The organism is Sphingomicrobium aquimarinum (assembly GCF_039655735.1).
GTDB lineage: Bacteria > Pseudomonadota > Alphaproteobacteria > Sphingomonadales > Sphingomonadaceae > Sphingomicrobium > Sphingomicrobium aquimarinum.
Map to the genome: position 1 here is coordinate 538841 of NZ_JBBYXH010000001.1, position 24390 is coordinate 563230.

At 63.8% G+C, this 24390-nt stretch carries 22 protein-coding genes; 8 read left to right on the top strand and 14 right to left on the bottom strand.

The genetic code is table 11. The annotated features are described in order from the left end of the window. Positions 1 to 89: 89 nt before the first annotated feature. Entirely contained in the window at positions 90 to 362 is a 273-nt protein-coding gene (locus tag WJS89_RS02775) for a hypothetical protein (protein WP_346339398.1), read from the bottom strand. A 4-nt stretch (positions 363 to 366) separates the two neighbouring features. Continuing rightward, positions 367 to 1080 (bottom strand): hypothetical protein, encoded by a 714-nt coding sequence (locus tag WJS89_RS02780; RefSeq protein WP_346339399.1) that lies wholly within the window; start codon positions 1078 to 1080, stop codon positions 367 to 369. Between the two features lie 36 nt (positions 1081 to 1116). Between WJS89_RS02780 and WJS89_RS02785 the strand changes: the two genes are divergently transcribed. Continuing rightward, entirely contained in the window at positions 1117 to 1254 is a 138-nt protein-coding gene (locus WJS89_RS02785; RefSeq protein WP_346339400.1) for a hypothetical protein, read from the top strand. An 8-nt stretch (positions 1255 to 1262) separates the two neighbouring features. Here WJS89_RS02785 and WJS89_RS02790 read toward each other — a convergent pair whose 3' ends face one another. The 5 genes from WJS89_RS02790 to WJS89_RS02810 form a co-directional block, all read right to left on the bottom strand. Then, positions 1263 to 1589 (bottom strand): hypothetical protein, encoded by a 327-nt coding sequence (locus WJS89_RS02790; RefSeq protein WP_346339401.1) that lies wholly within the window; start codon positions 1587 to 1589, stop codon positions 1263 to 1265. 180 nt (positions 1590 to 1769) lie between these two features. Continuing rightward, positions 1770 to 3125 carry a phage terminase large subunit gene (locus WJS89_RS02795; protein WP_346339402.1) on the bottom strand — a complete coding sequence of 452 codons (1356 nt, stop codon included), beginning with the start codon at positions 3123 to 3125 and terminating at the stop codon, positions 1770 to 1772. Next, positions 3118 to 3558 carry a hypothetical protein gene (locus WJS89_RS02800; protein WP_346339403.1) on the bottom strand — a complete coding sequence of 147 codons (441 nt, stop codon included), beginning with the start codon at positions 3556 to 3558 and terminating at the stop codon, positions 3118 to 3120. Before WJS89_RS02800 ends, WJS89_RS02795 begins: the two co-directional genes overlap by 8 nt. Before the next feature lie 433 nt (positions 3559 to 3991). Next, the gene (locus WJS89_RS02805; RefSeq protein WP_346339404.1) at positions 3992 to 6283 is read right to left on the bottom strand and encodes a DUF5906 domain-containing protein; all 2292 of its coding nucleotides are present in this window, start codon (positions 6281 to 6283) and stop codon (positions 3992 to 3994) included. Beyond that, entirely contained in the window at positions 6280 to 6519 is a 240-nt protein-coding gene (locus WJS89_RS02810; RefSeq protein ID WP_346339405.1) for a helix-turn-helix domain-containing protein, read from the bottom strand. Before WJS89_RS02810 ends, WJS89_RS02805 begins: the two co-directional genes overlap by 4 nt. Before the next feature lie 250 nt (positions 6520 to 6769). Between WJS89_RS02810 and WJS89_RS02815 the strand changes: the two genes are divergently transcribed. Continuing rightward, positions 6770 to 7114 (top strand): thermonuclease family protein, encoded by a 345-nt coding sequence (locus WJS89_RS02815; protein ID WP_346339406.1) that lies wholly within the window; start codon positions 6770 to 6772, stop codon positions 7112 to 7114. Between the two features lie 25 nt (positions 7115 to 7139). Here the strand turns inward: WJS89_RS02815 and WJS89_RS02820 are convergent, their stop codons facing one another. Further along, a complete protein-coding gene (locus tag WJS89_RS02820) occupies positions 7140 to 8276 on the bottom strand; it encodes a site-specific integrase (RefSeq protein ID WP_346339407.1) in 1137 nt (378 codons plus the stop codon). 142 nt (positions 8277 to 8418) lie between these two features. Here WJS89_RS02820 and WJS89_RS02825 point away from each other — a divergent pair, with 142 nt between their 5' ends. The 6 genes from WJS89_RS02825 to WJS89_RS02850 all read left to right on the top strand — a co-directional run bounded on the left by WJS89_RS02825 (position 8419) and on the right by WJS89_RS02850 (position 18167). Further along, positions 8419 to 9243 carry a hypothetical protein gene (locus WJS89_RS02825; protein ID WP_346339408.1) on the top strand — a complete coding sequence of 275 codons (825 nt, stop codon included), beginning with the start codon at positions 8419 to 8421 and terminating at the stop codon, positions 9241 to 9243. 284 nt (positions 9244 to 9527) lie between these two features. Continuing rightward, a complete protein-coding gene (locus tag WJS89_RS02830) occupies positions 9528 to 11999 on the top strand; it encodes an O-antigen ligase family protein (protein WP_346339409.1) in 2472 nt (823 codons plus the stop codon). A 107-nt stretch (positions 12000 to 12106) separates the two neighbouring features. Continuing rightward, on the top strand, positions 12107 to 12802 hold the full coding sequence (locus tag WJS89_RS02835) for a polysaccharide biosynthesis/export family protein (RefSeq protein ID WP_346339410.1): 696 nt from the start codon (positions 12107 to 12109) through the stop codon (positions 12800 to 12802). A gap of 16 nt (positions 12803 to 12818) precedes the next feature. Further along, positions 12819 to 15017, top strand: a complete 2199-nt coding sequence (locus WJS89_RS02840) for a GumC family protein (protein ID WP_346339411.1) — start codon at positions 12819 to 12821, stop codon at positions 15015 to 15017. Next, a complete protein-coding gene (locus WJS89_RS02845) occupies positions 15014 to 16960 on the top strand; it encodes a polysaccharide biosynthesis protein (RefSeq protein ID WP_346339412.1) in 1947 nt (648 codons plus the stop codon). Before WJS89_RS02840 ends, WJS89_RS02845 begins: the two co-directional genes overlap by 4 nt. After that, positions 16950 to 18167 carry a sugar transferase gene (locus tag WJS89_RS02850; protein ID WP_346339413.1) on the top strand — a complete coding sequence of 406 codons (1218 nt, stop codon included), beginning with the start codon at positions 16950 to 16952 and terminating at the stop codon, positions 18165 to 18167. The genes WJS89_RS02845 and WJS89_RS02850 overlap by 11 nt, the downstream gene beginning before the upstream one ends. On the opposite strand, the gene WJS89_RS02855 is transcribed toward WJS89_RS02850, so the two are convergent. From WJS89_RS02855 to WJS89_RS02880, 6 genes are read right to left on the bottom strand one after another with little or no spacing between them, the layout of a single operon-like run. Then, the gene (locus tag WJS89_RS02855; protein WP_346339414.1) at positions 18151 to 19314 is read right to left on the bottom strand and encodes a glycosyltransferase; all 1164 of its coding nucleotides are present in this window, start codon (positions 19312 to 19314) and stop codon (positions 18151 to 18153) included. The two genes, WJS89_RS02850 and WJS89_RS02855, sit on opposite strands and share 17 nt — an antisense overlap. Then, complete coding sequence (locus tag WJS89_RS02860) at positions 19311 to 20198, bottom strand: glycosyltransferase family 2 protein (protein WP_346339415.1); 888 nt, start codon at positions 20196 to 20198, stop codon at positions 19311 to 19313. The genes WJS89_RS02855 and WJS89_RS02860 overlap by 4 nt, the downstream gene beginning before the upstream one ends. After that, complete coding sequence (locus WJS89_RS02865) at positions 20195 to 21262, bottom strand: EpsG family protein (protein WP_346339416.1); 1068 nt, start codon at positions 21260 to 21262, stop codon at positions 20195 to 20197. Before WJS89_RS02865 ends, WJS89_RS02860 begins: the two co-directional genes overlap by 4 nt. Further along, positions 21262 to 22377 (bottom strand): glycosyltransferase, encoded by a 1116-nt coding sequence (locus WJS89_RS02870; protein ID WP_346339417.1) that lies wholly within the window; start codon positions 22375 to 22377, stop codon positions 21262 to 21264. Before WJS89_RS02870 ends, WJS89_RS02865 begins: the two co-directional genes overlap by 1 nt. Next, positions 22374 to 23351 (bottom strand): glycosyltransferase family 2 protein, encoded by a 978-nt coding sequence (locus WJS89_RS02875; protein WP_346339418.1) that lies wholly within the window; start codon positions 23349 to 23351, stop codon positions 22374 to 22376. Before WJS89_RS02875 ends, WJS89_RS02870 begins: the two co-directional genes overlap by 4 nt. Then, positions 23348 to 24316, bottom strand: coding sequence for a polysaccharide pyruvyl transferase family protein (locus tag WJS89_RS02880; protein WP_346339419.1), 969 nt, complete (start codon positions 24314 to 24316; stop codon positions 23348 to 23350). Before WJS89_RS02880 ends, WJS89_RS02875 begins: the two co-directional genes overlap by 4 nt. Between the last annotated feature and the right edge of the window lie 74 nt (positions 24317 to 24390).

Consider the following 24390-nt stretch of genomic DNA (forward strand, 5'->3'; position numbering starts at 1 on the left):
CCCCTCACTAAGTTATGAGGGACTATGGAGGATATTTTTACTATTTCAAGAGTTCAGATCGCCTCGGGATGATTGCGTCAATCAGCAAATCAAAAAGCGCCAATTCGATTGCCCCCGCGTGTTATGGTCGGCCACGTCGATTGGTTAGCCCGCCCCACCGGCTTGTGACCTTCGACCGTGAACGGCGGAAGTGCTTCGGTCAGTTCGACCGCCGTGAACGAACGCAAGCTCCCCTCCCCGCCAGTCAGCGTCTCGGCGGCGGCGCGGGCCTCAGCTTCGTCGGCACCTGACGCGACAACCGTATTGCGACAGTCGGCGCGGCGCTCGGCCTGACCGTCGGCGTAGAAGACGTAAATCCCCATGGTGCTACTCCTCATACTCACGAGCAGGCTGTTCGCGTCGTTTCATCATTGCGATCTGAACCTTGCGGGTCGGGTCGGCCTGACCTTTTTCGAAAGCGCTATCGTCCTGGAGAGCCTCGAGGACGCTACGCTCAATTTCGGCCAATGCGCCTGCAATCGTCTTGAACTTCATGCCGACAAGAGCGTCGGCCAATTCGCCTGCCGAAAACGGGCGTTCGTCCCTCGGTAAGTCAACGATGCGCGCGTTCAGCGCCGCACCCAATTCGAGGTCCATCTTTGCCGCAGCATATTCTGCCAGCGACGCCAGTTCGGCAGGGCCGGATGACTTGATCTGCTCCATGATCCGCGAGCGCCGTTCGCTGCCGATGTTTTCGCGCGCGAGCATCTGGACCGATGACTTGTAGTGCGGTGCGACGCTCGCGACACGTTCAGCGATCCGCTGCGCTTCGCGCGTGTAAGCAAGACGCTTGTCGACCGTGTTGCGCTTGAGTTCGGCACAGTAGCCGCCGACGACCTCGTTGACGGTACCCGCCCGCTTCGCCGGGGAAACACGATCGAGCGATCGCTCGATCTCGGCACGTCTTATTTCGATCTTGTTGCCGAGCGAACCGAGAAGACGCTTTTGCGCTTCCCGATTGCTCCGCGCCTTGGCCAGGACCGCAGTGATATCGGCTTCCGACATCCACTTGGCGCCCAGCATGGCTTTGGGTTGTGCCATCATATTCTCCTTCGGGGGTTGCATCTCGCGTTGCCGATGAAGCCGATCACGGCGCGGCACAGCCGCTATCGTTTCACCGCCATCGCGGTGGGCCGACGCAATCCGTCGACCGCACCGGATGTAGATGCGCGCGTTGCCAAAAAATTCGGACCAACGTTGAGCAGCGGCGATTGAGCGCCCGCTTAGCTTTCGGCGGCGCGATGTTCTTCGAAGGTAAGACGAACGTCGCCATTGTCATCGTTGCGCAAAAGCCACTTGGCTAAGTCTGAGGTGAAGGCGGGGAGGTGATCAGATGCTGCCACAAAGGCTGCTACTGCGACCTTCACGTCGTCTTCGTTATCCCAGCCCTGCATATCGGCGAACTCAGGGTCAAGGTAGCGCCCGAGTTCGTTCCAAGCGCGCTCGAAATCCTCCTTCGGGACCTCGACAACAACTTTCACTGTGTCATCCCGCTTGAGGATCGCTTCGGCAGCCTCATCGAGAACTCGTACCGGCATGTAAACGTGCATTGTTTTTCCCTTCCATGTGTTTCGAAGGGCATCCATTTATGGCGTTTTGATAGGACGAGGAAGCAAACTATTTGTTCGACCATGATCAGAATTGACTACGCGATAACAAAAGCGGCCATGATCAAGAAAAATAGATTTGCCGCGCGCTCAATGGTTTAGTTTTGTCAACAAATTTATTTGCTAGAAGCTTCGCACCCTCCAGTTCGGCTTCTGCCAGATGCATCCGTAGCGGATCGCGTCAGCGGCGTGGTCCGGGCTGTCGCTGTCCAGTTCTTCGGGGTCGCGAAGATCGCGCGGGATGACGGGCAGCGTGTCCCAGGCGTACTCGCAGTTGCGGGCGATGTAGAGCCCCGGCTTGTCGGGCATCCCGGCTTGCGACAGCATCGTCCGCATCCGCTCCCAACCCGCCTTGCGGCCGCCCTTGCCTGCCGGCTGAAACATGACGCCCTGCTGCGAAAATTCGTCGGCGATGGTCGCGGCACCGTAACCTCTGGCACGGGCAAAGATCGCGTCGTCGGCGGCTCCCTGTGGCTGCATGTTCCACTTGGCGGCCATCTCCTTGATAGCGTCCGACAGGCGCGGCACCGTCCAGCCCAGCCCTTCGCTCGGGCGGTTCGGTCGGACGGTTGCCAGCTCGTCGAGCACGACAATCGAGCCGCGCGGGTAGAACTGGTCGTCTGGACCCAGTGCGCCTGGTGATCGGGCAATGACGTACGTCGCCGATGGCGACGCGGTGCCGAAGTCGTGGGCGAGGAACGCCTCCCATCCTGGCGGTACGGCATCCCAAGGATCGACAGCGTTGCGCTCAGGCGAGAGGCAGCCCGCGAAGAAGGCACCACGCGCAACCGACCAGTCGCCCTCGGTCCAAGCCCTGAACAGTTCGGCGTCGCCCGCGCACGCCGCCTGTAGCTGGCGGCGGTAGTCGTCGCCGTCGAGGTGCGGGTTGTCCAGGTAAGTGCTCGGCGCGTGGACGCATGGACGCTCGGCGTGGCTGGGGAATGGCACCCACGGGCGAGCCGAGAGGACGTAGCGTGAGGCGACCCACTGATGGCCGACGCCACCGGGGTTGCCCGCATAGACGGTGCGCAGCGGGATGCCGTTGGGGCCACGCAGGTTGGAGCGGAGCATGTCGACCACGAAGGGGTCGGCCCACTGCGTCAGCTCGTCCACCATGATCATAGTGAAGCTGCGCCCCTGGACCTTGTCGTAGGCGTTGGGTCCGTCGACCTGCGCGAGCTCGACGTATCCATAAGGAAGCCTGAAGACGTGCTCGGTCGCGTTGTACGACGCCTTCGAGCCGTAGGCCGCCGAGAAAAGCGAGCGCAGCACCAGCTCGAAGTCGGCGAGGCCCTTGTACGTCTTGCGCACGTACAGCACCCGCGCCTGTTCCTTGTACTGTTCGACGTGGCGGAGGATCAGCAGCGCCTTACAGTAGGACTTGCCGCCCCCTCGCCCGCCGCCAAGGAACAGGTCGACGTCTTCTGGCACCGACAGCACCCGGCCCTGATAGGGCGTGGCCTCGAGCGCCTCAGCCATCCTTGCCCACCGACTTCATGTAGCTGTCCATGTCGTTAGCGCCCGGCAGGTTAATCGTCACATTGACCCGGTCGTCACCATCCTTGGGTGTCCCGTTGTCGCGGTAGCCGTGGCGGCCCTTGAGGGCGAAGATGATCGAGGTTGTGTCGCCGGCGCGAGCCTTGTCCATCAGCAGCCCGACCAATTCGTCTTCCTCAAGGCGCCGTGTCTCGGAAAGGGCGGAGGCGATACGCTCATCTTCGTCCCTGACCCGCATCCAGGTGCGGTAGTTGATGCGGAGGGCGCGGGCGATCGACACCTCGCTCTTGCCCTTCCGGATCGCCCTGATGACCCGGTTCACCTCCACCTCGGGGATGACGTACTTCGGATGGCCGACGCCACGCTTTTGGGGTTCGGTGCGGTACTCGGCACGGTTCTTGTCGTTATCACTCATCTCAAAAATCCTTGGGAAACTAAGGCTTCGGGCGTGTCAGTCCCCTGATCTTCGGTCAGAAGGGCAGACCCGAACGCCCGCGCGCGCGTGTTTTGTGTCGCGGGTATCGCGGGTTTGTGAGCCTGCGTTGGGATGGAGCGGTCGGGGTAGACCGCCGTAGACCGCCGGTAGACATCGGAGCGGTCTACCGATTTTCCTTGGTTTCCCGAGGATGGTGGAGGGCAGACACGGTAGACCGCCTCTTTGTCATCTTCCTGAGCGTTTTCCGCTCGTCGTGACCAAGGGTTGATCCCCTTCACTCCGTTCATCCCATAATATCAAAAGGGTAAGTCTACGGCGGTCTACCTGCCAGAAAAACATTAGAAATCTAAGGACGACAGGTAGACCGCCGACGGTGGTCTACCGGCGGTCTACCCCTGTCCCTATGCCCGCACTAGGCGGACACCACGGCCTCCACATAGGCGTCGAAGCGTGCAGCCGGACCGGCCTCTTCCCACGCCTCATGGTTGCGGATCGACCACAACCTCCACGCCTTGCGACCGCTGCCATCCGTCTTCTTGTAGCGCGAGTGGTCGACGGCCCCCACGACGTCGCGAAGCCAGGAACCCAGCTTGTTCTGGAGCCCACGGTACGACTGGAGCCGCTTTGGGAGTGCTTCGACCAGGTCAGAGGTGCGCACCAGGTCAAACTCGAACGGCCCGGCCCCGTCGTTTAGGAGGTCGGAAAGATACTGCTCTGGCTCTGACAGCGAAAGCTTCTGCATCTCCGCCTTACCGCGCGTGACGGGTGCCACGCCCTTCGGGTTCAGCCCGACCTTCCGGCTCTGGAGGAAGTGCTTGATCGCTGCGGGGCCGTCGCCCTTGAGGAGGCCGAACAGCCGGTCGTAGTACGCCTCGTCCCTCGGCTCGCTGTCCGAGAAGACGACCAGCCACCGGCGGTCGCCCGCCTCGATCGGCAGCGCGTCACGGTGGTTGGTGATGCAGAGCAGATTCAGGAAGTTCGGCGTGCTGTAGACGTTCGTGTGCATCAGCCTGATGCGTAGGAAGTCGTCGGTGATGACCGGCTTGAGCGTGTTGGACACTTCCTTGCGCCCCAAGGCCATCAACTCCTCGAGGACTGCGAGCTGCACCCCCTCCTGCCAGCCGGTGTACTTCTCGACCACCTCGCAACTCTGGGGCGTCGCGACGTTGGCCTCGCCGATCATCGCCCGTACAAGCTTTGCCAAGAAGCTCTTGCCCGTACCCGGCTTGCCTTGGATCAGAAGCGCGAAGTGGATCTTCACGAACTGGTCACTGACGAGCATCGAAAGATAGTCGAGGACATGCTCACGCTCCCTCTCGTTCGGGAACAGGTAGGCCATGTGCTCGACGAACGCGCTGACGTCGCCCGGCTTGGGCGCGACGCCGCTCGGCCGCCACAGGTTGTAGCAACCCGCCCACGGCCCCTTCGCGATCACCTCGGCCTCGCTCGGGATGTATGCCAAGCTCTCGAAGCGCTCGACGGGTAACTTGCCCTTCCACACCGCCGCGCAGATGTCCCCGTCCGGCCACAAATGCTGGTGGAGCGACTTGAACTGCTTCTCGTTGAACTTGGCGAGGTCGCTGCGGCGCACGAAGCGCTCGATGGTCGCGATCCACACCCATTCTTCCCACCACGGTCGATCAGACTTCTCGGCCATGGCTGATTTGTCCTCGACCTCCACACCCTCGAAGTCGTCGGCGGCGCTGTTCCTCGGCAGCAGGTCGTGGCGGTCGGCCCTCACCAGCTCCTTGAACAGTGTGGCTTGCGTTACGCGCCGCCCCTCGCCGTCGGCGTGGAGGCTGTCCCACCGACGACCGATGACCCACGCGTCGTCGGCGTACTCGGGGTCCGCGGTTGACCAGGCGACGAACTCGTCGCGCCCGTTGCCGCCGGTGGCGTGATGGCAGGCCATCATGAGTTCGAGCCACTTGGTGTGATCCTTGAAGGCGGTCGGGTCGAGCGCCTCCAGCATCTCGTCCAGCTGCTCGGGCGTCACGTCGCCAGCCTCGACCGACTTGCTCGCCTGCTTACGCTCCAGGAGCGTCAGGAGCTTGCCCGGCGCCATGGGGGCACCGTCGCCGATCTCGACCCCCAAGGGATCGTCCCACCATGCGTAGGGCCTGCCAGTCTCGGGATGGATCGAACCGGCAGCGACCACCTGGCGGCCGTGCTGCTTAAACTCGATCCCGTCGAAGCCCTCGACCGTCTCCACGCCGCTAAACCCTTCGGGCAGCGCCATGTAGATGTGCAAGCCGCCCGATCCGGTCACTACACGCGGGTAGTTGTCCAGGTCGATCTCGATTGCGTGAGCCAGACGGGGCAGCGGGTTATCGCCCTCAGCGAAGTTGCGCGGGTCGACATCGACGACCAAGTCGGTCGGACGCAGCCGCATTCCGACGTTCGTACCCGCTTCCATCGCCTCGACCGCCTCGTCGACGGTCAGCGCCGCCGACGTCCGCCACCCCTTGCGGGGTACCTTGCCGAGCCGCTGGCCCTTCGGACCGATTGCTTCGTGACCGTGCAGCGCGATCAGCTCCATACCGCTCGCGCGGTAGGCTTCGAGCGAGGAGGTTTCGAACATGGGTGCCCTTCCGGCGGTGACCGGCGCATCCAGTTTTTTAACGGAGCTTACCAGTCGCTTCGCTTCTCCTGCGGGCGCGCCGGCCAAGACGGCGCGCCCGCCTCCTTCCATTTTGTCGGTCATCGGTTCGCCTCCCCGCGCACAAACGCGTCGAGGTCGTCCACGTGATAGCGGACGAGACGGTTCTGGATAACTTGGTAGCGGGGTCCCTCGCCCCTCGACCGCCAGGTCTTCAGGGTGCCGGGGGTACATTTCAGATACTCTGCCGCCGCCTGATTGTTGTACCAGGGCGTGGGCTTATGGGTGTCGAGCGCGCGCTTTACCGCGTCCTCGACCATCAGCGAAAGATCGTACGTCATGCACATGACTCCTCATCGCCCGCAGACTTGTGACCCGCGGGTGGGTTCAGGTGGATGACTGACCAGGCTTCTGGCCTTGGAGGGAGCGCGTCAGTCGCCGCTAGTGAAGCCCCCGACAAAATCGGTAGGCGCCCTCGCTGTCACATCTTTCTCTGCGACTTGGATTATCCCCCAGCGACCCCCGGAGGTATCAACGTTTCGCGAAATTCGAACGATGAGCCTTGGGAGCAGCTGTGATAGGCGTCGACGCATGATCGCGGACTGCCCTGCCCCGTATGTCGTCGACGGCGACAGCGTCAACTGCGGCGAGGAGAAGCTGCGCCAGCTCGGCATCGACGCGCCCGAATATCGGTGTCCGAAGTGGCGGGTCTGCGCTCCCGGCGACCCCGAGGCGTCGAAGCGGTCGCTACAACAGGGAATGCGCGTCGGCAGGTTCACCTACCGAGTCGTCAGCGTCGACCGGTACGGCCGCAAGATCGTCGTGGCCTACGCCGGCCGGACGAATCTCGCCTGTTGGCAGCTCGACCGCCGCCAAGCCGTCTACGTCGGCCGATGGGACAACGGCGGGCTGACGGCGAGGGAGTGCGGGCGCTGACGCCCGCCCTCCCCTCGACAGCTCCCTAGTCGGTCGCCACGGATTCGCCGATGGTAGCGAAGACATGGTCCTCGAACGCTTGGGCGTGCTTTCGCAGGTGCTCGACCAGGTGCTCGGCATGGACGTACCCGCCCGATGCGCCCGGCAGCTTCTGGCCTAGCAGTAGCGCGCTCTCGGCGTAGGGCACGCCGCTCGCGATCATCAGCGTCCTGGCGTGGTGGCGGTAGGCGTGCGGGCTCGGCAGGCCCGGCGCCCTCGGCTCGACGACGTGGCCGACCTTGCTGTGCGACGACGGCCACAGCCAGCGGCTGCCGAGCGGCTCGTCGGCGATCATCCTCATGTCGAGCGCCAGGGCCAGCCGGTGGCCGACCGGGAACAGCATCTCGCCGCCCGTCTTCATGTGGCGGAAGCGCACGATCCGGCGCTCGACGTCGACGTCAGCGCGCCTGATCTGCGCGATCGTCGACCGGCGGGCGCCTGTCAGCAGCGTCGCCATGTGGAGGTCGCGGCGGATCGGCGCAAGCTCGTTCACCTCGCCCCACCACGCGCCGAGGTCGAGCGGCGGGACTTGTCGCTTCTTGGTCGTCGGGACGCGCAGCGCGGCCACCGGGTTGCCGGGGATCGTTTCGTCGACGCGCATCGCCGTGTTGATGGCCGCACGGAGCGTCCTCATCACCGCGGCGGCCGTCGTCTCGCCGTTCCTCGCCTTAAGCCCGTCGAATAGCTCACGGACCTCCTGACGCGAGATGTCGGCCACCGCCCGGTTGCGGAAGCGGGTCAGATACTTGTCGAGATGGTACTCGTAGCCCTCGACCGTGCGCGGGCTGAACTCCTTCTCGCCAATGTGGACCTTGAGCGCGTCGGCGAGCGTGATGCCGCTCTCGTCGGGTCCGGCGGTCGGATCGATGCCAGACTGTATCTGGCTCATCAGCGACCGCGCTTTGTTGCGAGCCTCGCGAAGCCCGATCCGGTCGACCCGGTCGATCTTCTTACGAACGGTGCGGACGTGGCGCCCGTTGCGCCGAACATCGCCCTGAACGGCGTAGCTCTTCGTCGACTTGTGGCAGATGACCATTAGGCCTCTGACCTGCTCGTCGCGGTGGATACCCGAACCCAGCTCCAAATTGCGGATGCGGGCTTCGGTAAGATTGAGTGTCGGCATTTGTTTTCTCCCTGAATTGCCGCACACCGGCGCGGCTCAGGGGCATCTACTTGTCGCAAAATTTAGTGGTCGCGGACCATGAAAATGTGCTTCTGGGCGTGATCCATCTGGGTCAAGTGAAGCCTTTTCGGAGCTCTAGAGAATGACGAGCGTAATTGTTTGGCTAGACCTCGAAAAGGATGACCTCGTCTCAGGCAGCCAAAGATATTTTAATGGGGGCCTCTGGATCGCGGCTGATAGCCGGATCAGTTCTCCTTCCGATAAATTCCAAAACGGGCGACAAATTTTGACGGACGTTGCTCCAAAAATCTTGCCAGTCCCCTATACCCTGTACCGGAGACATGAAGATGGGCCGGGGTCGGTACCCGTCTACAACGGCGAATTGGGTTTTGCGTATGCGGGAAACACGCTCCCCGCAAACATGACCTACGGCTTGATCATGTCAGCGTTGGCTGGATCGACTGGAGAATTCTATTCAGAATATCCAACGATGGAAGATTTTGTAAAATTCGTAACTCTCATCGGAAGTCATTTCGCCAGAGAGGCCCAAGCATCCTTCGAGGCGTTTTTAACAGGCACCTGTCCACAAGATCCTCACGGGGGTGCCCAAGTTTGGCATCTACTCCTTTGGAGCCAAAAGCAGGGCCAGTATCACAAGTGCGAATTCAGCGCAGAGAAGCGCATGTTCTTGCTGGGCAACAGGAAGGCCGAATTGCGCGAAATGTGCCGAAAAGGTTTTGCGCTGAGTGTCGACTACAATCCCACAAAGGCTCTACGAGCAGTTATTAAAGAAGAAGGTTTTTCTGAGGTGGGTGGTCTAGTCACCATTGCGAAAATCGAACGCCAAGGTGGCATCACTCTGTTCCCCCGATTTGGACCGGCCGCCGCCGCAGGAGATCTTCCAGGATCGTTTTCCCGCGAGATGCTCGGAAAGATCGGCGACTTTGAGGTAGGTACGAGAACATGATTTCTGGAAGTAGGGAAGCACCGACGCAAGCACCGGAAAATCGCTACCGGCGGGCAACCTCCATCCCCCCAAGTTGACCGCCCGGCGCGACATGCAGTGGCAGGTTGCCCTCCGTCACCCGCGGACGACCCACTTCTGCGCAACTCTTAATCAGCGGGTCCTAGGTTCGAGCCCTAGTGCGTCCACCACTTTTCCTTATTTGCAATGACGACTTTCGCTGCAAGCCGCGCAAAGGCTTCGCATTGACCCTTTGCGCGGGATGACCATCGCGGCATAGGTGGCGCATGATCCGTTGGCGGACATTGCTGGAGGAACGGTGGTTCCCCGCCCTTCTCTTCGTCGTGATCTGTCTCGGCGGAGCCAGCGTGGGGACCGGCCGCGCCAATATGGTGCTGGCGGTCGCGGGCTGGTGCTTTTGCGCCCTGTTCATCGGACTGCATCTGGTCGACCGGCGAAGGATGGCAAGGGGCGGCTGGCTCGCGATGGCGCCCTTTGCACTGATCCTGCTTCTCGCCGCATTGCAGCTGCTCACGCCATCGATCTGGGCCAGCGACTGGCATCGACTGGCAAACGATGTCCGGCAATCGATCGGATTGCCGGCGCCCCACCCCACCGCGAGCCTTGACGCATCGTCGACCGCCCGCGTCCTCTCGAGCATCGGAATGCCGCTGGCGGTCCTTCTGGGTGCGCTCGGCTGCTCGGTTCGCGAGCGGCGATTCGCCTTGCTCGCGGTCGCGCTGGCCGCTTGCGCATCGGCGATCGCAGCGCTGGCCGGTCTGTCAGCGCTCGGGCCCGCAGGCGATCCGCGCGGCGGGCTGCTCGCCAATCCCAATCACCAAGGTTTGCTCATGGCTTTGGGCCTTCTCGCGGGTGCCGGCTGGGTGTCGCGGCGGCGTTCACCGACAGAGCCGAAAAAGTGGGCAGTGCTGGGAGCGATTGCCATCGTCACCGGTGTCGGATGCGTGCGCGCAGGCTCGCTGGCCGGTGCTCTCTTCTACATCATTTCCCTCGCCGCAGCCCTGTGGTTGATGCCCAAGCCACGGTTCGAAGGCGCTTCGCGACGCGGTTTGATCGGTCGAAATCGGCGGGTCGCGCTCTATGCCGTCCCGGCCGCTCTTCTCGCATTCGGTGTCGTCGCGGCAGTGATATGGGGTGCAGGCTCCGCGCCCGGTTCGCCGATCGCCGGTGGACGTCTTGCAGCTTATGGCGAAATCATCCGCTGGGCGCCGGGTGTCGGGGGGCTGGGCTCGGGGCTCGGTACGTTCGCCGATGCCGCGGCGGTGCAGCTGCCATTGGATCTCGTCGACGACGTCTACCTCAATCACGCGCACAACGAACCGCTGCAGATTCTCGTGGAAAGCGGATGGCTGGGGCTTCTGTGCCTCACGCTTTGGCTGGCGACCGCGGCATGGGCGATCGCGCGTCGTCTGCTCCGGCAAAGAGCGGACGCGCGTGTGCCGCTTTCACTCGTCACGCTGATGCTTGCGGTCGTCGCGGCGCATTCGCTGCTCGATTATCCCGTTCGTACCCTGTCGATCGCAGCCATCGCCGCCGTTGCGCTCGCCTTCGCGCTCGTCCGTCCGGACCGACCCGGCGGCAGACCGAATGCGTGGATCGGGATTCCCCTGATTCTGCTGTGCTGCTGGACGGCGAGCCTTGCCCATCGTGCGCTTGGTGCGGAAGCGGCCTACCAGCGCGGCGATCTCAACGAGGCCCTCCGTCTCGATCCCCATCATTCACGCGCGCTGGTGCAACGCGCAGCGGAAAAAATCCGATCCGGCCCCGAGATCATGCTGACGCGTCAGGAGGCCTTGCCGACCGCGCGCCGGGCGGTCGCGGCCGCGCCGCTGCACCCGCCGGCCTTCTACCTCGCGCTCGAAACGATCGGTCCGGGAACGACCGAGGCGCAATGGGAAACGCTCGCGCGGCTCGGCCTTCGCGAGCGGGCAAGTCTTCTCGAGCGCGCCCTCCGCGCGGTCGATTCGCGTCGGTCGGACGAAGGTGCGCGCGCGCTCTCCGCGCTTTTCCGCCTGCGGGATGAGCGCGCGGAAGCGGTCGCCGCCGCGCTCGCCCTCCAAGCCAACGATCCGACGTTCATGCGACGCCTTGTCAACGAGACTCCGCGCGATCGACTGCTCGTGAGTTCGCTCCCCGTCCCCAATCCCTTGCGCGACTTCGAAGTGCTCGGATTTGCGCGCCTCCTTTCCATTCTCGCGGAGGGCGGTGACGTCCCACCTCGGATCGTCGCTCCCTTCCTTCACCAGCTCCACCGCCAGCAATTATTCGACGATGCCGCCGTTACATATACGAGTGTCTATCCGGAGCGCGCGCCGTTCGATCTGTCGCCCTATCCCGGCGGTATCGACGCGATCGGCGCCACGCCCTTCGACTGGACCGCGAGCGATGCCGACCTCGTGAAGCTGCGACCCTCGATGCAATCGGAGACGCGACTCTTCGTCGCGATTTCACCCAACGACGAACCCGTTTCGATCGGTCGTTTCGTACCCCGCCTGACACCTTTCGATGTGGTCGAACTCGGGTTCACGTCGAGCCGAGGCGGCGGCGAGGTTTCGGTCTCGGTCGGATGCGGGGAGCAGCGCATCGAGGCTACCGACACGGTCCCCGCTAACGGAAGCCGGACATTGCGTCTGAAGATCCCGGAAGGGGCGCGTTCCTGCCTCAGCCAGTCGCTGCAAATCCGCTTCTCCGCGAACGACGTGCCGCGCCGATGGGAAATCGAGGCGCGCCTCCGTTAACCATGCCTGGAAAACCGATCCGCGATGCGAATTCAGGGTTAGGAATCGTTAACCATCCCGTGCTAGCTCACGCTAACGAATGGGATTTTGGGGATGGGGTTGCTCGGATGATGCGGATCGTACCGCTTATGCTCGCCATGTCGTTGCTCTCGGCCTGTGCATCGACGCCTTCGCTCGACCGCAATGCGCAAGCCGTGTCGGTGCAGGAGGCGCTGCCGGACCCGACGCTCGAGGAACAGACCGTCGAACTGATCGACTACCGCATCGGCCCCTCGGACGAGCTTGCGGTCACCGTCTTCAACGCCGACGAACTGGCGGCCTCCGGACAGGTCGACCAGGCCGGCAATTTCCTGATGCCGCTGATCGGCAATGTCGCCGCCGCGGGGATGACAACCGACGAAATGGCCGCCGCCATCGCTGACAAGCTTCGCGGACGGTACGTCAAGAACCCGCAGGTTTCGGTGAATATCACCGAGGCGCGCGCGCGGATCGTCACGATCGACGGCGCGGTCCAGCGTCCCGGAAACTATCCCGTCGTCGGACGCATGACGCTGCAGCGCGCCATCGCGACCGCTTCAGGGGTTACGGACCTCGCCGATCCCGACAAGGTCGTGATCTTCCGAACGGTCGGCGGACAGAAAATGGCGGCCATGTTCGATCTCAACGAGATCCGCGCGGGACGAACTCCCGACCCCACCGTCTTCGGAAACGACATCATCGTCGTCGGCGAGAGCGGGATGCGGCGCTTCCTTCGCGACGCGCGCCAGCTCCCGTCGCTCGGCCAGTTCATCCCGATTCTGTAGAAAGGGACAGCGGCGCGTGAACACTCTCCCCACCCCATTGCGGCCCGGCGGATCGGGCCGCGGCGTCGGACCGACGCTTCCCCTGCGGATCGATGCACCGCCCGGCGGAGACGCTGCGCTGTCCTCCCCGTTGCTCGACCTGTGGAGCATGGTGTGGCGGCACCGTTGGCTGATCCTCGCCATCATGGCAGGCGCGTTGTTGCTGGGCTTTTATTATTCGAAGACGATGGTGCGGCCCTATGTCGCCACCGCCCGTATCCAGATCGACCGCGCGCCGGTGGGTGATGTGACGATCGATACCGGGACGACCGCCGACACCGTTTTCGATTATGAATTCTTCGAAACGCAGTATGAGCTCCTCAAGAGCCGGCGCCTCGCGGAGAAGGTGGTCGATGCCTTGGCGCTCGATGAAGATACGGATTTCCTTGTCGGCGATGACGAAGAGGCGCGCGCGACACTCTCCACCTGGACTGGAGAACAGCGCTACAATGCCGCCGTCGAACGTGTCCGCGGCGGAACATCCGTTTCGCCCGTCGCGGACTCTCGCATCGTCGACCTGCAATATGCCGCGATGGACCCCGAGCGCGCCGCGCGGATCGCCAACGCGCTGGCCGAGCAATATGTCGATATGGATCTCGAGCAGCGCTTCGAGGCAACGCAGTCGATCCGTGCCTTCTTGTCGGAGCGGCTCGAAGAGGCGCGAGTCAAACTGGAAGAGTCGGAGCGCGAGGCGGCGACCTACGCACGCGAACGCGGACTCGTCTCGACCGTTCAGAGTGCGGTCGGCCGCTCGGGCTCGGTTCGCGCCGACACGCTGACCAGCCTCAACACCGCGCTCGCAGAGGCCACCGCACGGCGCATCGCTGCCGAAGCGCAGCTCCGCGCGAATGGCGGAGGCGAGGCCGCGAGCGTTTCGCTACAGAACGGTGCGATCGGCACGTTGCGCAAAGATCGGGCGCTGCTCGCCGCCGAACTCGGCAAGCTGGAATCGGATTTCGGACCCGAATACCCCGCCGTCGCGGCGCTGCGTGCGCAAATCAGCGATCTCGATAATTCCATCGCGCGCGAGCAGGCCTTCGTGAACAGCGGCGTCAGCAGCAGGATGCGCGATTCCTATCGCGAGGCACAGCGCGCCGAATCCTCGCTGCGCGCGCAGGTTGCCGCCGCCAAGTCGGACCTCTTGGGCGAACAGAGCGAGGAAATCGGCCTCAACATCATCCAGCGCGATATCGACACGCAGCGCCAGCTCTACGACGGGCTTCTCGAGCGCTTCAAGGCGGTGGGCGTCGCCGGGGCTTCGAGCGCCAACCGCGTCTCCATCGTCGACCGGGCGATGCCGCCGGGCGGCCCGTCGGGCGCAGGTCTGTCACTGATCCTGACGGTGTCTTTGGCGCTTGGCATGGCCATCGCCGCAGGCCTCGTCTTCCTGCTCGACCAGGTTCGTCGATCGCGGCTCACCCCCGACGACATCGGTGCCAAGCTCGGGCTGCCGCTGATCGGGCAGACGCCCAAGATCGAGGATCGCTCGCGCAAGAGCGTTCCCGCGGTCCAGCGGCTCGCTTTGTCCGAATCCTATTTTTCCGCGCTGACGGCGCTCAAGTTCCAGACCGAGCACGGAATGCCGCGCTCCACGCTGGTGACATCGAGCCGCCAGTACGAAGGCAAGACGACGACATCGCTCTCACTGGCGCGCGATCTCGCGTCCACCGGAGCCCGCGTCCTGCTCGTCGATGCCGATCTACGGTCACCCTCGATTCACAGCCATTTCGGCTACCCGCTCGATCGCGGGCTGTCCGACTTGCTGCGCGGCCGGGTTGCCGCGAAAGACGTCCTGCACGCAGCCGAGGCAGATAACCTGACCTTGATGTTTACCGGCACCCCGCCCCCCAATCCCGCGCAGCTCTTGTCTTCAGGCCGGTTTGGTGAAGTGATCGACGAGATGCTCGGCCTGTTCGACTATGTGATCGTAGACGGGCCGCCGGTTCTCGGCCTCGCCGATGCGCCGCTCCTCGCGCGCGTGGTCCAAGGCACGGTATTCGTCATCGAATCCAACAGAACTCCTGCGCGGACCGCACGAAGCGCGATCAAGCGTCTTGTCGCTGTCGATGCGCGCATCGTGGGCGCGCTCATCACCAAGTTCGACGCGCGGCGTGATGGCTATGGTTACGGCTATGGCTATGGCTACGGCGAGCAATATGGCTATGGTCGAGGATGATGGGAAATCGCCGTACCGTTCCCTCGCTCGTTCCTGAATCCGTTCGCAAGTTTCCCGCTAGGCTGATCGCGCTCCCGGGCAACGTCCGGCTCGCGATGATCATCACGGCCGATGTCCTGGCCTGCATCCTCTCGACGTTCGTCGCTTTCTATCTGCGTATCGGCGATCCCTATCTCGAAGTCTCCGCCTTCGCGATCCTCGTCGCGCTCGCACTTACCTGCTGGTTCGCCTTCGCCTGGCTGCAGGACGTCTACAAGATCATGCTGCGCTATTTCGGCTGGGACGGGATGGAGCGTATCGGCTTCGCCATTCTCCTGACCTCGGCGGTGATGACGTTCGTTCTCCTGTCCGCGCAGTTCGTCGGCATCCCCCGAACGCTGGCAGTGATCCAGCCCATGGTCTTCATGATCTTCCTGATCGTGAATCGGGTCGTCGTGAGCTTTCTTTTGTTGCGTTCGATCTCGGGCAATCCCCACGCCGGCTTCGAGCGCCGGGAGGTGCTCGTGTACGGCACCGGCCAGACGGCGATGCAGCTTGCCGAGGCCATCCGCCGAGAACCGGGGTTCATCCTCGTCGGTGTCGTCGATCCGGACGACAAGCATGGCGGACGGCACATCGGCACGATCCCGATCTTCAACGATTCCGAGCTCGAGCGCCTGCTCGTCGAGCAACCGATCGAAAACCTTTTTCTCGCCGCGCGATCGATGCAACGGCCGAGGCGCCTCCGCCTCGTCGAGCGGATCGCGAAGATCGACGCTTCGCTGACGATCAAGGAACTCCCCGTTGTCAGCGACATCGTTTCGGGCGAGATCGAGCTCTCGGACCTCAAGCCGATCGCGATCGAGGATCTGCTCGGACGCGATCCGGTCGAGCCGCTCCCCGAACTGCTCGCGCCCATCCACGACAGCCGCGTCCTCGTGACGGGCGCGGGAGGATCGATCGGCAGCGAACTTTGCCGCCTGATCCTCACCGAACGGCCCGCGGTCCTGATCCTTGCCGACAATGGCGAATATAATCTCTACCGGATCGACCAGGAATTGCGCGAGACCGAGGCGACTCATGGCTATGGCGTCAGCATCGAAACCCGCCTGCTCGACCTGACCGATCCCAAATCGACCGATCGACTCTTCGTCGAAACCGCGCCCGACCGTGTCTTCCATGCCGCCGCCTACAAACATGTCCCGCTCGTCGAACATAATGTCGTTGCGGGCACCGCCAACAACATTCGCTCGACGCGAAACGTGCTGGCGGCGTGCGAAGATCACGGTGTCGGCGCAATGACGCTTGTAAGCACCGACAAGGCGGTGCGCCCGACTAACGTGATGGGCGCCTCCAAGCGGGTTTGCGAACTCATTCTCCAGTCGCGCGCGGCCGCCGGCAGCGCCGTCAAACTCAACGCCGTACGGTTCGGCAACGTCCTCGGTTCGTCCGGTTCGGTCGTACCGAAATTCGAACGGCAGATCGCCCAAGGAGGCCCCGTCACGCTGACCCATGCGGACGTCACCCGTTACTTCATGACCATCCCCGAGGCCGCCTCGCTGGTCGTGCAGGCCGGTTCGATGGGGACGAACGGCGAGATCTATCTACTCGACATGGGCGACCCGGTGCGCATCGGCGACCTCGCCCATACGATGATCGAACTGGCAGGCCGATCGGTCCGCAACGCCGCCCACCCCGAGGGCGATATCGAGATCATCGAGACAGGGCTGCGGCCCGGTGAAAAGCTGTTCGAGGAACTGCTCATCGACGCTTCGGCGGAACCGACGCGGCACGACCGGATCGTCAAGGCGCGCGAACGCGGGCTCGACTGGCCCAAGATGGAAAAGGCGCTGGCCGGGCTCGAAGATGCTTTCGCGCGAAACGACGATGGGGCCGTCCTCGCGATCCTGTCGGACCTCGTGCCTGGTTATGGCGAGCGCGTGCGCCCTAGAGATGTCGCCTGACATCGAACGCCGCGTGATCGTCGCGGGGGCCAGCGGGCGGCTGGGCCGCGCGTTGGTACCCGCGCTGCGCAACCGTGGATATGAGGTTGTCGTGCTCGGCCGCGACGTGGAAAGGCTCGCACGGCTTTTTCCCGGACATGAGGCCGTGACCTATGATGCGCTCGACGGTCTTGGGCCGGCACGGGCGCTCGTCAACCTCGCCGTCGTCAACACGGACGTCGAGGCCCACGCCGAAGCGTTCGACGCGGTCAACCATCGCCTCGCGGTCAGACTGGCCGACGCAGCCGCCGCGTCGGGCATGATCTCCGTCCAACTGTCGTCGACCCACGCGCTCGATCTTACCGATCATAGCGCCTATGCCGAGACCAAACGACGCGCCGTCGACGCTCTGTCTCGTCACCCTTCCAGCGCTCTTCGGGTCATCACCCTCCCCAAAATCGTCTTCGAAAGCCCGTCCTCCCTCGCAGGCCGCGCATGGACGCTTGCGGCTTCGCTCAAACCGGTCGTCTTCGTCGATGACGTCGTCGATCTCGTCCACGATGCGATCGATTCGGACAGCACCGCCAGCGATGCGGTCATGCCCGTTTGCGCCCGGACGGCACCACTTGCCTATCGAACGCTCTCCGCCGTCGCCGATCGCGCAGCGGGGGCCGCGATCCTGCTTCTCCTTGGCTGGGTCATCCTCCTGCTCGCGCTTGCCGTCCGCTTCGATAGCCGCGGCAATCCCTTCTTTTTGCAGAAGCGCGTCGGGCAGCACGAGCGCCCGTTCACGCTCCTGAAGCTGCGCACGATGCGGACGGCCGTCGGCGATCTTCCGAGTCATGAAGTGGGTCGCAGTGCCGTGACCCGGCTTGGCCATTTTCTGCGTCGCACCAAGCTCGACGAGCTGCCGCAGGCATGGAACCTGCTGCTCGGCCAAATCGCGCTCGTCGGCCCCCGCCCGTGCCTGCCGACACAGGATGAACTGGTAAGCCGTCGCCGTGCAGCGGGCGTCTTCGCGATCAAGCCCGGCATCACCGGCTATGCGCAGGTCCATCACATCGACATGAGCGACCCCGAGCGCCTCGTCGATTGGGAACGGCGCTATCTCGCGCTCCGCGGCCTGGCTTTAGACGTGAAGTTGCTACTGGCCACCGTGCGCGGCAGCGGCGCGGGCGACCGGACGCGCGCGGAAACCGAGGTTTCCGACGTCAATCGCCAAGCCTGACGCCTCGGGAAGCTGCCGCTTGCGTGAGGAACGCGCAATAGTCTCCGACGATGAGCGCCTCGTCGAATAGACGCTTCGCGCGTGCCCGACCGCGCTCGCCCTGTTCTTTGCGGTAGACGTCATCATCGATGAAAGGGGCGAGCGCATCGACGAGCCCTTCGACATCGCCGGCCTCGTGGAACGCGCCGCCCTCGCCTCCCTCGATGGCATCTTCGAGACCGACGATCCGCGAAGCGACCACGGGAACCCCGCAGGCATTTGCCTCGATCGCTACCAACCCGAAGCCCTCGCGGTGCGAAGGATGCGCCGCGATATCGAACGCCGCCATCCAGCGGGCCGGATCGATCACCAGTCCGGACAGATGCACGCGCCTGCGGATCGCCGGATCGAGCGCCGCGACGTCGCCAGAAATCTCGTCTTCATCCGGACCGACGAGCAAGAGGTGTAGATGGTCGCGGTCCTTCGCCAGGGTCGCAAAAGCCCGCAGCAGTTCGGGAACGCCCTTGTCGGCATTGAGGCGACCGCAATAACCGATGACCATCGCGTCCTCTTCAAGAGACAGGCGCGCCCGGATATCCGCACGCGCAGCGGCGTCCGGTGCGAAGCGCCCGGTATCGACGCCTCTGAGCGAGCCCTTCGGCCCGAAATAGCGGGCGTCTGGATGGATGCCCTGGGCGGCGATGAACGCCCGTTGCGACGGACCATCGCAGCTTACCGCCGTGGCGTTGCGCGCCATCAGCTTGTCCATTGTTTTGAGAAGTCGGCGCATCGCGCCCGACCGGGTGAACCATACCTGCCCCCCGAAGTGGTGCAGCCGCACCGGAACCCCGGACCTTCGGGCCGCGACCTGTCCGAGGAGGCCGCTCTTGGGAAGGAAGGTCTGGACGACGTCGTACCCGCCCTGTCGCAGCTTTCGCGTCAGCTCCCGCAACGCACGTACGTCGGCGAGGGGCGCGATCGGGCGGCGGAGCGCCACCGGCACGGTCTGAACGCCGTCTGGAAGCACGTCGTCCAGTTCGCCAGGTACGGTGTTGCAGAAGAGCGTGACCTGCCCGAGCGACGTCAACGCGCGCAGGTGCGGGACGAGGTGCGCCCGCACGACGAATGGTGCGGTTGCGATGACGGCGATGCGCGGCAGTCCCTTCATCGGTCCCACCCCGGCACCGACGTGCGCTCGATCGTTCGCATCGCTTTCATGAAGGTGGCTCGCTCGGCCGGGGTCGGCAGGCGGGTCTTGCGCCGGTCGCGAAGGAAACGTCGGTAGGAGGCGAATGCTGTCAACGGGCTCAGGGCGGTCTTCACAGCCAGCCGCGCGAGCAGGCCTGCGCGTTCGCGCGCGGGCGCGTGTCTGGAAACCAACCGCTGTTGGACCCGGTACGCCGCCCGGAGTTTTGCGCCCGAGATGCTGCGATCATCACGATAGATGTAGAGCAGGTCGGGTATCACTCGGGCGCGAAAGTCTCCCGCGGATACCGCCCGCACCCAGAGGTCGAGATCCTGTGCGCGTCGCCTTGCGGGATCGTATCGGTGCCGCAGCGCCCAGTCGCGGCGAAACATGCAGGTGGGGTGTAATAGGCCCTGGCTTCCCGACAGCAGCCCGAGGACATCGAATTCAACATGGAGCCGGTCCCGAAGGCCGACCAAGGCGCCTTCGTCGTCGATCGAAAAATTGCCGGTCGCGAGGACATCGACCTCGGGCAAGCCGTCGAGCACCGCCAATTGCCGGGCAAGGCGATCGGGCATCATGAGGTCGTCGGCATCCATCCGGCAAATAATCTCGCCCCGCGCCAGATCGGCAATCTGGTTGAGGCGCGCCGCAAGGCCCTTGTTCGCACCGTCAGAAATCACCTGCACGCGCGGATCGTCGATCGATCGGACGCGCTCGAGACTTTGGTCGGTGGAGCCGTCGTCGATGAGGATCAGTTCCCAGTCGGCATGCGTCTGCGCGAACACCGACCGCACCGCCTCGGCAAGACAGTCGCCCGGATCCATGAAGGGCAAGCCGATCGTGACGAGGCGCGCATTGCTCATGGCGACACCGGGCCCAAGGCCACGATCCCGAGGGCCACGTTGGCGACGATGATCGCGAGCGCCGCCGGCCAGGCATAGGTTCGCGCCAGTCGCGGCCTGGTCAGCAGCGGATAGAGAAAGACGATTTCGATCAGGAACCACGACAGATAGGCAAAACGGTCGGAGAAAGCGACGTCGTTGACGAGGATCCAGGCACCGTTCGCGAGGAGGTAGGTTTTCGCGATCAGTTCGTAGCGCTCGTCCTCATACTTCGCGATCCACTTCCATCCGCAGATCGCCGCAACCGCGGCGCTACTGTAGAGAATGAAGTCGAAACGGTAACGGCGCTGAAACTCGCCATCCTCGAGGAAATATTCGCCGCGCGTCTCTCCGAACCGTTCTGCAAACCCGGAAAGCGCTTCTGTCGGCAGAAAGAGCGACGCGGGAATGCAGAGGAACCAGAAGGCGAGCGGGATCCTGAGGTCGCGGATTCGGGTCGCGGCAAGATGGGCCGCCATCGGAAGAAGCATCGACAGATGGATTCCGGCCGCGACCAGGAACAGCAGGATTTTCTTCCACCATTTCGACGATGCGATCGCGATCAGCGCGAACGAGCCCGCCATCCCGGCACGGATGACATTGGTGCCGTGCGCGTAGAAATGGAACGAAGATGCCATCGTCGCTAGGAGAAGCGGCCAGCGCGGCCCGACCAGCATCTTCGCCCCGATGGCCCGCCCGACGATGTAGACGATGGCGACGAGGAAGAAGAACAGTTCGACCGAAATGATGCTCGCCGCGAAATGGTACATCCGGTCGAAGAGCGGGTCGGTGAAGCTGCTCTCGTTGCCGCCTCGCGCGTAACGGCGGAAGGCCCGCTCGTAGGTGAGCATGTCGATATAGTGGGCGTGAACAGGCCGAAGGCCATAAAGAAGCGTGAGTACACTGACGAGAAAGAAACCCCCGGTGGCAGGTGCGATCCCGGTGTGCGGATCGTCGGCGGCGAGCGCGTTGACCGTCGCTGCGAGGAGCGCGACCACCAACCCGCCCCAGATGATCCCATCGTAGGTGATGTAGAAGGTTTCCATCAGCGCCCTATCCCGCCAATCTCTTGTTCGATCAGGGCCTCGTAGCGGCGCGCCGCGCCTTTCGCGTCGAAACCGAGCGCCTCCAACCTCGCGACGCGCGCGGCGAAATCGGGCACGGGGCGCGTGCCGACGCCCCGGATCGCCTCCAGCCATCGCTCGGGATCGCGCGGGGCCATTCTGTCGACGAGACCGAGACCGAGATTGACCTCGGGATCGACCGCCTCGGAGACGATCGTCGGCAGGCCCGCCGCCTGTGCTTCGACGAGAACGAGCGGAAAGCCCTCATGGTGTGAAGGCAATATCATGGCGTCGGCGGCCCGCATGAGATCGGCGACATCGTCGCGGGCGCCTGCATGTACGATCGTGCCGCCAAGCCCCCGCGCTGCGATCTCGCCGACCAGCCAGCCCTCGCGCGGGCCGGTACCGACGGTCATGATCCTGATCCGTTCCCCGGCTTCGACGGCAGCGCCGAGCGCGAGCGTGAACTCGTGGTTCTTGACCGTTTCGAGCCGCCCGACATGCAGCACCAGAATGTCGCTGCCGGCAATCTGGAAGTCGCGCCGGATGCGTTTGCGGATCCTCGACGCGGGCCTGAAGCGCTGGAGATCCACCGCATTGGGCAGAATCTCGGCCCCCGCTGCCGTGGCGAACATCGCTCGCGCGGCGCCTTGCGTACACGCCAGCCGACGCGTGATGACCTTGCGGGCGACTGCGCGCGAGAGCATCCGATAGGGCGTGCGCGCGATCGTGGGTCCGAAGGACTGGCTGTGACTGTGCATCCAGCGATGATCGACCCCGTGCCGAGCGCACACCGCGAGCAGCCATGCGCTGCTGAGACCCAGATGGGCATGCGCGATCGCATAGGCTGGCGAAGTGGCGAGAAAGCGATCGAGCATCGCCAGGCGCCGCGCGAACCCGTCGGCGGGCAGTCGAATGATCCGACCGCCGAGCGATCGTATCTCCGCGTCAAAGTCGCCATCGCCCTCTTCGAAACCGACGAAATCGAACTGGAAACGCGATCGGTCGATCCCGCGATAGACGTTCATCAGGAAGGTCTCGGCGCCGGCGCGTTTCATGCGACCGCTGAGTTGGAGGATGCGGACGGGCTTGCTCATCGCGCGCCTGCCTTTCCGAGCCGATCGCGAAGGGCGAGCGCGAGCCGCAATGCCGAGTGTCCGGCAATGCCCGATCGCAGGCCGTGCCAGACGAGCTTCTGTCGTCGTGTGCGCGGACGGAAAGCCGGGCTGCGCGCGGCGATCGCTGCGATCTCGCCGTCGGCAAAGGCGAGGAAGTCGCTTCGGTCCGCCGCCTTCGTAATGGCCATCAGATAGGCCAGGCCGTCGATAATTCCCTCTTCCCCGATCTCGACGACGGCCCTGCCCTGCTCGGCGCCGATCGTTTCTGCCAACTCGCGCAAGATGGCGAGCCGCGCCCTCCCCCGCGCTGCATCGGCGGTGATCGATCCTTCGCGAAGGCGATAGCCGTAAAGTGCTCGGTCCACGGAGGCCATCGGTGCCTCGCTTGCCGCCAGCAACCAGTGAAACCGATGATCCTCGTAAAGCTCGCCCTCTCGAAAACGGATGCCCGATTGTTCGAGGAAGTCACGGTCGATCGCCTTGAGCCAGGCAAAATAAGGCGGTCGGAACCGCTCCGGGTCTCCGGGCTGGAGCATTCGGTGTCGCGGAAGCAGGGACCGCGCGGCGAAGTGCGGCGTCTCTCCGTCCTCGAACGTGACCTTGTCGACCGAGATGATGGGCGCGCGTGAGATCTCGCGCAGCGCAACCATCGTTTCGGCGAAGTGCGGCGCGACGACATCGTCGGAATCGACGAAGGCGACCAGTTCGCCCGACGCATGATCGATTCCGGTGTTGCGCGCCGCCGACAGGCCGCGATTGCGCGCGTGCTGCACCAGCCGGCCGTGAGGGCAACGGGTCGCGAAGCCCTCCGCGATCGCCGCCGAGCCATCGGTCGACGCGTCATCGACGAGAATGATCTCGAGATCGCGATGGGTCTGCTGCTCGAGGCTCGCTAGGCAAGCGTCGAGAAACGCCTCCACGTTATACACGGGAACGATGATCGAGACTTTCACGACGCTCCCGCCTCCAAGGCCTTACGGAGGGGATCGTAGATGGGATCGGCGTGCATCAATAGGGTACGGGCTTTACCGTCCATCAGCGCCTCGATCCGCTCGTCGATGGACTCGCCCTCATCGAGCAATGCCACCCGGTCGGTCCCTTCAAGCCAATCGTCGACACTCGCGCTGATCTTACGATTAACGTTGTCGAGCGCGAGGACCGGCGTGCCGCAGCGATAGGCGAGGATCAGGCCATGCAAGCGGTCGGTGGCAACGATCCGGGCGCCACGATAGAGATCGAGAAGTTCTCGCAGAGCATTCTCCGCCTCGTTCAGGCCGTCATGCTGACGGTGCGTTTCGGTGTCGCGCTCGGTGACGGCGCCGAATTTCGACCGGAGGACGTCCTGGATGCTCTGCCGGAGCGCGTCCGGCGTGGTTCGCTCGCTGTCGCCGCGCCAACTGACCACCGCATTCGAGCGCCGACCCCCGGCCTCGCCGCATGGCCAGCCGAGGACGATATCGGGGACATGGATCAACCGTTGGTGATGAGGCCAGAGGCGCGCCACTTTTTCGAAAGACAAGCGCTCGCGAAGCGAAAGCACCAGTCGGGGATGCTTCCAATAAGGTTCGAGGAACCTGGCGAGGCTTTCGCTATCGGCGTCTTCGCCCAGGTCGATCGACTGCGGAAAGCAGATGAGCGGCCATCGGTGCAGCGTGTCGATGACCGCGCGTCGCAACAGTTCGATATTGGGGTAGCGCGTCCCCATGTTGCCTCCGCCGATCAGGGTCGCCACATCTCCCTTACGCATTTGCGCGGCGATGCTGTCGAGGTCCTTCAACGTGTCCCCGATCATCATCGGGACAGCGCGATAATCGGGAAGCGCCACGCGGGGGAAGTCGTATTGCGCAAGGATGACCGCCACGTTGCCGAGGTTGCTGAGATTGCCGAGGTCGGCGACGAAGAGGATGAAGTCGAGCAATACTTCAATTGGCGCGACGCTGCGGCGGTGGCCCAATAGATAGAGACTATACCGCCAGCCCAGAAAGAAAGTCG

Coding starts and splice junctions, on each gene's coding strand:
- WJS89_RS02870 (WP_346339417.1), bottom strand. CDS start 22,377: ATGAGCAAGCCCGTCCGCATCCTCCAACTCAGCGGTCGCATGAAACGC.
- WJS89_RS02790 (WP_346339401.1), bottom strand. CDS start 1,589: ATGCACGTTTACATGCCGGTACGAGTTCTCGATGAGGCTGCCGAAGCG.
- WJS89_RS02780 (WP_346339399.1), bottom strand. CDS start 1,080: ATGGCACAACCCAAAGCCATGCTGGGCGCCAAGTGGATGTCGGAAGCC.
- WJS89_RS02825 (WP_346339408.1), top strand. CDS start 8,419: ATGACGAGCGTAATTGTTTGGCTAGACCTCGAAAAGGATGACCTCGTC.
- WJS89_RS02810 (WP_346339405.1), bottom strand. CDS start 6,519: ATGACGTACGATCTTTCGCTGATGGTCGAGGACGCGGTAAAGCGCGCG.
- WJS89_RS02820 (WP_346339407.1), bottom strand. CDS start 8,276: ATGCCGACACTCAATCTTACCGAAGCCCGCATCCGCAATTTGGAGCTG.
- WJS89_RS02795 (WP_346339402.1), bottom strand. CDS start 3,125: ATGGCTGAGGCGCTCGAGGCCACGCCCTATCAGGGCCGGGTGCTGTCG.
- WJS89_RS02835 (WP_346339410.1), top strand. CDS start 12,107: ATGATGCGGATCGTACCGCTTATGCTCGCCATGTCGTTGCTCTCGGCC.
- WJS89_RS02850 (WP_346339413.1), top strand. CDS start 16,950: ATGTCGCCTGACATCGAACGCCGCGTGATCGTCGCGGGGGCCAGCGGG.
- WJS89_RS02865 (WP_346339416.1), bottom strand. CDS start 21,262: ATGGAAACCTTCTACATCACCTACGATGGGATCATCTGGGGCGGGTTG.
- WJS89_RS02855 (WP_346339414.1), bottom strand. CDS start 19,314: ATGAAGGGACTGCCGCGCATCGCCGTCATCGCAACCGCACCATTCGTC.
- WJS89_RS02815 (WP_346339406.1), top strand. CDS start 6,770: ATGATCGCGGACTGCCCTGCCCCGTATGTCGTCGACGGCGACAGCGTC.
- WJS89_RS02785 (WP_346339400.1), top strand. CDS start 1,117: ATGAAGCCGATCACGGCGCGGCACAGCCGCTATCGTTTCACCGCCATC.
- WJS89_RS02800 (WP_346339403.1), bottom strand. CDS start 3,558: ATGAGTGATAACGACAAGAACCGTGCCGAGTACCGCACCGAACCCCAA.
- WJS89_RS02775 (WP_346339398.1), bottom strand. CDS start 362: ATGGGGATTTACGTCTTCTACGCCGACGGTCAGGCCGAGCGCCGCGCC.
- WJS89_RS02845 (WP_346339412.1), top strand. CDS start 15,014: ATGATGGGAAATCGCCGTACCGTTCCCTCGCTCGTTCCTGAATCCGTT.
- WJS89_RS02830 (WP_346339409.1), top strand. CDS start 9,528: ATGATCCGTTGGCGGACATTGCTGGAGGAACGGTGGTTCCCCGCCCTT.
- WJS89_RS02860 (WP_346339415.1), bottom strand. CDS start 20,198: ATGAGCAATGCGCGCCTCGTCACGATCGGCTTGCCCTTCATGGATCCG.
- WJS89_RS02805 (WP_346339404.1), bottom strand. CDS start 6,283: ATGACCGACAAAATGGAAGGAGGCGGGCGCGCCGTCTTGGCCGGCGCG.